The organism is Rhodococcus sp. ACS1, assembly GCF_002300155.1.
Classification (GTDB): Bacteria; Actinomycetota; Actinomycetes; order Mycobacteriales; family Mycobacteriaceae; genus Rhodococcus_F; species Rhodococcus_F koreensis.
Window position 1 is genome coordinate 662,624 of the sequence record NZ_NSDZ01000008.1, and the last position, 6,026, is coordinate 668,649.

At 66.8% G+C, this 6,026-nt stretch carries 8 protein-coding genes; 7 read left to right on the plus strand and 1 reads right to left on the minus strand.

The features are described from left to right. Positions 1-273 precede the first annotated feature (273 nt). Both CJ179_RS37345 and CJ179_RS51705 read left to right on the plus strand, forming a co-directional pair. A complete protein-coding gene (locus CJ179_RS37345) occupies positions 274-1,407 on the plus strand; it encodes an IS701 family transposase (protein ID WP_095864734.1) in 1,134 nt (377 codons plus the stop codon). Next, the gene (locus tag CJ179_RS51705) at positions 1,404-1,565 is read left to right on the plus strand and encodes a hypothetical protein (protein WP_005569480.1); all 162 of its coding nucleotides are present in this window, start codon (positions 1,404-1,406) and stop codon (positions 1,563-1,565) included. Before CJ179_RS37345 ends, CJ179_RS51705 begins: the two co-directional genes overlap by 4 nt. Positions 1,566-1,591: 26 nt before the next feature. On the opposite strand, the gene CJ179_RS51710 is transcribed toward CJ179_RS51705, so the two are convergent. Next, complete coding sequence (locus CJ179_RS51710; protein WP_218834888.1) at positions 1,592-1,753, minus strand: hypothetical protein; 162 nt, start codon at positions 1,751-1,753, stop codon at positions 1,592-1,594. Positions 1,754-1,796: 43 nt separating this feature from the next. On the opposite strand from CJ179_RS51710, the gene CJ179_RS37350 reads away from it, so the two are divergent. The 5 genes from CJ179_RS37350 (at position 1,797) to phoU (ending at position 5,931) form a co-directional block, all read left to right on the plus strand. Next, a protein-coding gene (locus CJ179_RS37350; protein ID WP_095864784.1) for an IS3 family transposase occupies positions 1,797-3,028 on the plus strand; the annotation gives its coding sequence in 2 pieces (ribosomal slippage) (positions 1,797-2,115 and positions 2,115-3,028; 1,233 coding nt in all). Positions 3,029-3,103: 75 nt separating this feature from the next. Then, entirely contained in the window at positions 3,104-3,523 is a 420-nt protein-coding gene (locus tag CJ179_RS37355) for a hypothetical protein (protein WP_095864785.1), read from the plus strand. A gap of 130 nt (positions 3,524-3,653) precedes the next feature. Next, positions 3,654-4,316, plus strand: coding sequence for a hypothetical protein (locus CJ179_RS37360; protein WP_095864786.1), 663 nt, complete (start codon positions 3,654-3,656; stop codon positions 4,314-4,316). A gap of 774 nt (positions 4,317-5,090) precedes the next feature. Further along, the gene (locus CJ179_RS51715) at positions 5,091-5,237 is read left to right on the plus strand and encodes a DUF6308 family protein (protein ID WP_179377742.1); all 147 of its coding nucleotides are present in this window, start codon (positions 5,091-5,093) and stop codon (positions 5,235-5,237) included. 46 nt (positions 5,238-5,283) lie between these two features. Continuing rightward, on the plus strand, positions 5,284-5,931 hold the full coding sequence (gene phoU, locus CJ179_RS37370; RefSeq protein ID WP_095864787.1) for a phosphate signaling complex protein PhoU: 648 nt from the start codon (positions 5,284-5,286) through the stop codon (positions 5,929-5,931). Positions 5,932-6,026 lie beyond the last annotated feature (95 nt).

The following is a 6,026-nucleotide window of genomic DNA, read 5'->3' on the forward strand; positions in this document are numbered from 1 at the left end:
TTGCCTCAGCTAACGATTGTCGATCGGTCACCTCGGTGACCGGTCATCGATCGCCTTACGGGGATTGCGACCGTTGAGGATTCCGGCAAGCTCGCCGATCAGGATCCCGAGTTCACCGATTTGTTCCGTGAGGTCACCGCCGCCCACCGGCGCATTATGATCGACGTCCTCGACGCCGCGATCGACGCCGGGGCGCTGTCGCAGGGCCTCGACGCGGACATGACCATTAGTACTGCAACGGCACTTGCTTGACAGGTAGACGATACTGATTGTGTGGTCCTCGATCTGGTTGCTGCCGAGTTGGAAGCGTTGCATGAGCGGATCTCCGGTCGGTTCGCCCGGTCGGAGCCGCGGTCCCGAGTCCGTGAATATGTGACGGGTTTGGTTGCAGGTCTGGAACGCAAGAACGGGTGGACCCTCGCCGAGCGCGCCGGCGAGATCAGCCCGGACGGGATGCAACGGTTGCTGCGGCGCGCGGACTGGGACGTCGACGGCGTCCGCGACGACGTCCGTGACTACGTGGTCGAACGCCTCGGCGATCCGGCCGGTGTACTGATCGTCGACGACACCGGATTCCTCAAGAAGGGCACCCGCTCGGCCGGGGTGCAACGCCAGTACTCGGGCACCGCCGGACGGGTGGAAAACTGCCAGATCGGGGTCTTCCTCGCCTACGCCAGCGGCGCCGGCCACGCCTTGATCGACCGGGAGCTGTACTTGCCCGAATCCTGGACCTCCGACCGCGACCGGTGCCGCGCCGCCGGCATCACTGACGACATCGAGTTCGCGACCAAACCGAGACTGGCGCAACACATGATCGAACGCGCCCTCGACGCACAGGTCCCGTTCTCCTGGGTCACCGCGGACGAGGCCTACGGGCAGGTGAAGTACCTGCGGGTCTGGCTCGAGGAACGCGATATTTCCTACGTCCTGGCCACGCGCTGCAACGACGACGTGTTCACCCCGCACGGTCGCGCCGGTCGCGCCGACGAGATGATCGCCGCGGTCCCGCCGAAGCAGTGGCGCCGGATCTCCGTCGGCGACGGCGCGCACGGCCGGCGCGAGTACTCCTGGGTGCGGATCCCGATCCGGATCGCCTGGGCACCCGGGCGCGGGCACTGGTTGCTCGCCCGCCGATCCCTCTCCGATCCGACCGAGATCGCGTACTACATCTGCGCCGGACCCCGCCGCACCACGCTCACCGAACTCGCCACCATCGCCGGCTCCCGGTGGCGGGTCGAGGAATGCTTCCAGCAGGCCAAGAACGAGGCCGGCCTCGACCAGTACCAGGTACGCACCTACCGGGCCTGGTACGCCCACATCACCTTGTCGATGCTCGCCCTCGCCTGGCTCGCAGGCACGAAAACCGAAGCGACAAAAGGGGAATCGGGATCGAAGATCAGGGCATGATCGCGTACACGCTACCCGAGATCCGCCGCCTGCTCGTGCAACTGATCCTGCGACACGCCCACCCGGACGAGCACATCTGGTCCTGGTCGAACTGGCGACGGCGCCGACAACACCAGGCCCGCACCTCCCACTACCGACGTCGCGGACACCTCCCATAAGTGCCGTTGCAGTATTAGAGCGTGTCTCATGTGGGGAGCTTCTTGAAGCAGGTGAGTGCGGCGGCGAGGTGAAGGAAGCCGGCGAAGTGTTCGCCGTGGCGCTCGTAGCGGATGGTCATGCGCCGGTAGCCGGTAGCCGGTGAGCCAGGCGATGGTGCGTTCGGGCGTTCCCCCCTGAGTGAGGACATCGTGAACACTGGATCGTGAAGGTCCAGAGGAAGAGATTCACTGATGGTCATGAAGGCGTACTCGGCGGAGTTCAAGGCCGATGCAGTCGCGTTGTACCTGTCCGATCCGAGCCACACGTTCGAGGGCATCGGCAACGACCTGGGAGTCAGCCGCGAGACCCTGCGCAACTGGGTGCGGGCCGAACGCAAACGCACCGGTACCTCCACGGCCGAGCTCCGGTCCGGTGGGGCGGAGCGGGCGGTATCGCCGGGCGAGGTATCGTCCGAGTCCGTGTTGGAGGAAGAGAACAGGCAGCTCAAGGCCCAAATCCGGAAGCTCGAAACCGAGCGGGAGATCCTGCGGAGGGCCGCGAAATATTTCGCGGGCGAGACGTCTTGGTGAGCAGCCACTTCCAATTCGTTGATGACCACTGCGACACCTTTCCGGTGAAGTGGCTGTGCCAGATTCTCGAGGTCTCCCGCTCGGGTTTCTACCGGTGGCGGGCCTCCGCGCCGGCCCGGGCGGCCCGCGCCCACTCTGATCAGGAGCTGGCGGCGCGGATCCGCGCCATCCATGCCGATTCCGACGGCACCTACGGTGCCCCGCGGGTGACCGCTGAACTGCGCGATGCCGGGATCGAGGTCAATCACAAGCGGGTCGAGCGGGTGATGCGTGAGCACGGGATCGTCGGGGTGCATCTGCGCAAACCGGTCCGCACCACTATCCCAGCCCCGGATGCGGCGGCGGTTCCGGACCTGATCCGGCGGGATTTCACCGCGAGCGCCCCGAACACCAAGTACGTCGGCGACGTCACCTACCTCCCGGTGGGTGACGGTGAATTTCTGTATCTGGCGACGGTGATGGACCTGGGCTCGCGCCGGTTGGCGGGCTGGTCGATCGCTGATCACATGCGTACCGAGTTGGTCACCGACGCGCTGCGGGCGGCGGCCGCCGTGCGCGGCGCCACCGGTCTCGATGGGTCAATTTTCCACTCCGACAACGGGTCTCAGTATGCATCGGCCGAGTTCGCCGACCTGTGTCGCGAGTTGGGGGTGACCCGGTCGCGGGGCGCAGTCGGAACGTCGGCGGACAACGCGGCCGCCGAGTCGCTGAACGCGACGTTGAAACGGGAGACGCTGCAGGGCCGGAAGCGCTGGAACAGTGCGGGTGAGGCACGCGCCGCGGTCTTCCGTTGGATCACGCGCTACAACACCAGAAGGAGGCATTCGAGCCTGGGCCAGATCTGCCCGGTCGAGTTCGAACGGCGATCGGCTACGCTGGCCACCGCCGCATAAAAATAGGTGTCCACATCTCAGGGGGGAACGCCCGTACACGCTGCGGGTATCGGGCACCGGTCTTACCGTGTGCCGATGGGAATGGGTCTGCTGATACTCGACCTGCCGCGCACTTGGCCGCGCCACACCGCCTTGGCAACCGCGGCCGACGAGCTCCGCGACCGCGGCATCGAGCACTGGTCCGGTCTCGAACTGCGCGCCACCGCATCCACCGGCACCGACCTGATCCGCCGGTTCACCTTCACCTACTGGGCCACCGCGACCGCCGCGCGCACCCATCACTGCGGCTACCAGGACCTGTGGGAGCGTCTCGATCCCGCCGAACGCGCCGCGCTCATGCACGTCGCCTCCGGTACCGCCGTCAGCGCGGACGTCACCACCCTGCTGGTCCGCGTCGCGGGCGAGGGTTTCCTGCCGCGTGATCGGGACGGTCACCCCCGGCTGCCGCGCAGCCTGCGGCACTTCCTCCGCGCAATGGACGACCGCCGCCGCTGACCAGAACCGAATCCGGTGTGCCGAGCCGGGTACGCAGATCGGCTTCCTTTCGAGCGCGCTGCTGTTGGTGGTCGACACGATGTACGTGGAGTACGATATTAATACGTACTTGACGTATCGGAGGTGTGGGATGCCGGAGAATCGAACACGGCGGAAGGTGATCAAGGCGCCGGCCGCGAAGAGCGGGGGCGGGCCGCGGGTTGTTGCCGGGCGTGGTCACCGGTTGAGCGCCGCCGCCTACCCCGCAGGTGCGAGCCGTGGCGCGGAGGTGGCGGGCGAGTTCGTGGAGTACGTGACCCGGAACGCGCCGCGAGGCGAGTGGGCGCTGATCGCCAAGCTGATTCTCGATGAGGCGTTCGCCGACCCGATAGGGACTGGTGCCGGGGACCGGGCGGAGGCGGCGGCCGAGCGGCGGCAGTCGTTGCTCGAGAAGGTGGCCACCCTCAAGGCCGGGGAGGCCGGGCGGGTGCTGGCCCCGCGGGCGGGGGAATCGCGGACCCTGGTGAAGAAGTTGCGGGACGAGGGTGTGTTGCTCGGTTTGCCCTTAGGACGGCGCCCCGACTATCACTACCCGGCGTTCCAGTTCGATACGGTGCACCACCGGGTGTGGCCGATCGTGGCGTACGCGAACAGCAAGTTGGGGGCTGCCGAGGATCCATGGGGGGTCACGTCCTGGTGGCGCACCCCCTCCGACATCCTCGACGGCCGAACTCCGTTGCAGGATCTCGAGGACGGCGATCTGACCGAGATCGCCGTCGACAACATGATCAGCGTGGCCGAGCAGGGAATGTAGGGGAGTGGGGGCGTACAACGGCAATCCGGCGAACATCGACACCATCGCGGCGGGAACATCGCTGTGGCGGGTGCACTGGACATCATCGACGTATTCTCCGAATGCGTTCAACCGCAGCAATATCGCGCCCTGGGTCGATGCACGCACCCTCGATACCCGCACGACCGCCATTCCGGTGCAGGGGCGTTTCGAGCCGGTCCACGACCCAGCGGTGTGCTTGGACGGGGCCGCGCTGGGCGGGTACCTCTATCTCGGGCTATCCGTGGGCGCGGTGGTCGCCGAAGGCATTCTGCGTGGCCAGGACATCCCACCGGACTTGATCATCCGGAAGCGGCTCTTGACCGGCAAGTCCTTGGCGCAACTGGTGTTGGACGACGATGTCGACATCGCGGTCCTGGACGGGCAGCGGAACCTGATCCGGCTCGGCCAGGATGCCTCCCTGTCGGCGTGCTCCTGGCGGGACTACGGGCAGACTCGTCGGACCGCGACCGATATTCTGACCAACACCCCTGCGGCGCAGGGGCTTCGCTACGAGTGCCGGCACGGACGAAACGAACTCGCGCTGATGCTGATCGACGGACGAACGGCACCGGCTCTGACGGTGGTGTGCTCCGCACCACTCGACGTTGACGGGTGGGCTCGGGATGTGGTGACCGCCTCGCTCCTTGATGACTTCAATCTGACCGTGGGGGTAGTCGGCGGGGGATCCCGCCGAGGGCGGCGCGGGCGATCCTCGACACCAGGCGGAGGCGCTGAACGCCCTCCTGGCCGACGATGGAGGCGTTGCACCGCCGGTTGCTGTCGATCCGGAAGGAGGCGGGCCTCCCCGAGGAGATCTCAGCGCTGCGGGTGTTCGATGTGATCGCGTGGATGGACGGCAAGAACCGCGGCCTGGGCGAGCCTTCTGACCAGGGGAGGTGACACGTCCCGGTGTGTTGTCTTCGGCAGGTGCACGAGGATGATGGTTATGCGGATGAAGTTTCATGAGCAGCTCGACGAGCTGACTGACCGTTTGGCGTCGATGTGCCGGCTGGCGGGGGATGCGGTCCGGGCGGCGACCGATGCCTTGGTGTTGGCGGACCTGCCTCTGGCGGAGCGGGTGTTCGATCTGAACGATCAGATCGAGGAGTTGCGCGGTCCGTGTGAGGACCTGGCGATGGCGCTGCTGGCGTTGCAGGGCCCGGTGGCGCGTGATCTGCGTCAGGTGGTCACCGGTGTGCACCTGGTGGCGGATCTGAGCCGGATGGGTGGGTTGGTGCAGCATGTGGCCGAAAGTGTCCGCCGGCGTCATCCCGAGCATGTCGCTTCCGGTGAGGCGGAGGAATTGCTCTTCCAGATGGGGCGGGTGGCGGCGGAGTTGGCCGGCCTCGCCGAGCGGGTTCTGCGCACGCATGATCCGGAGCTGGCCGCCGAGATCGGCAGACGCGATGACGAGCTCGACGACCTGCATCGCCGGCTGCTCACCCTGATCGAGGATCCGGCCTGGACCGGCAGCATCCCGGCCGCGGTCGATGTGACCTTGTTGGGGCGTTTCTACGAGCGCTTCGGTGACCATGCCGTGGTGGTCGGGCGCCGGGTGATTTTCCTCGTCACCGGGGAACAGATGACCCCGTAGGTCGTCGCCCGGCACGGGCCGCATCGCCGCGGCCGATCCGAGTGTGGACTTCGCCCTGCTGTTGGTGTGCGCGTTCGTGCCGATGGCGGCAATGG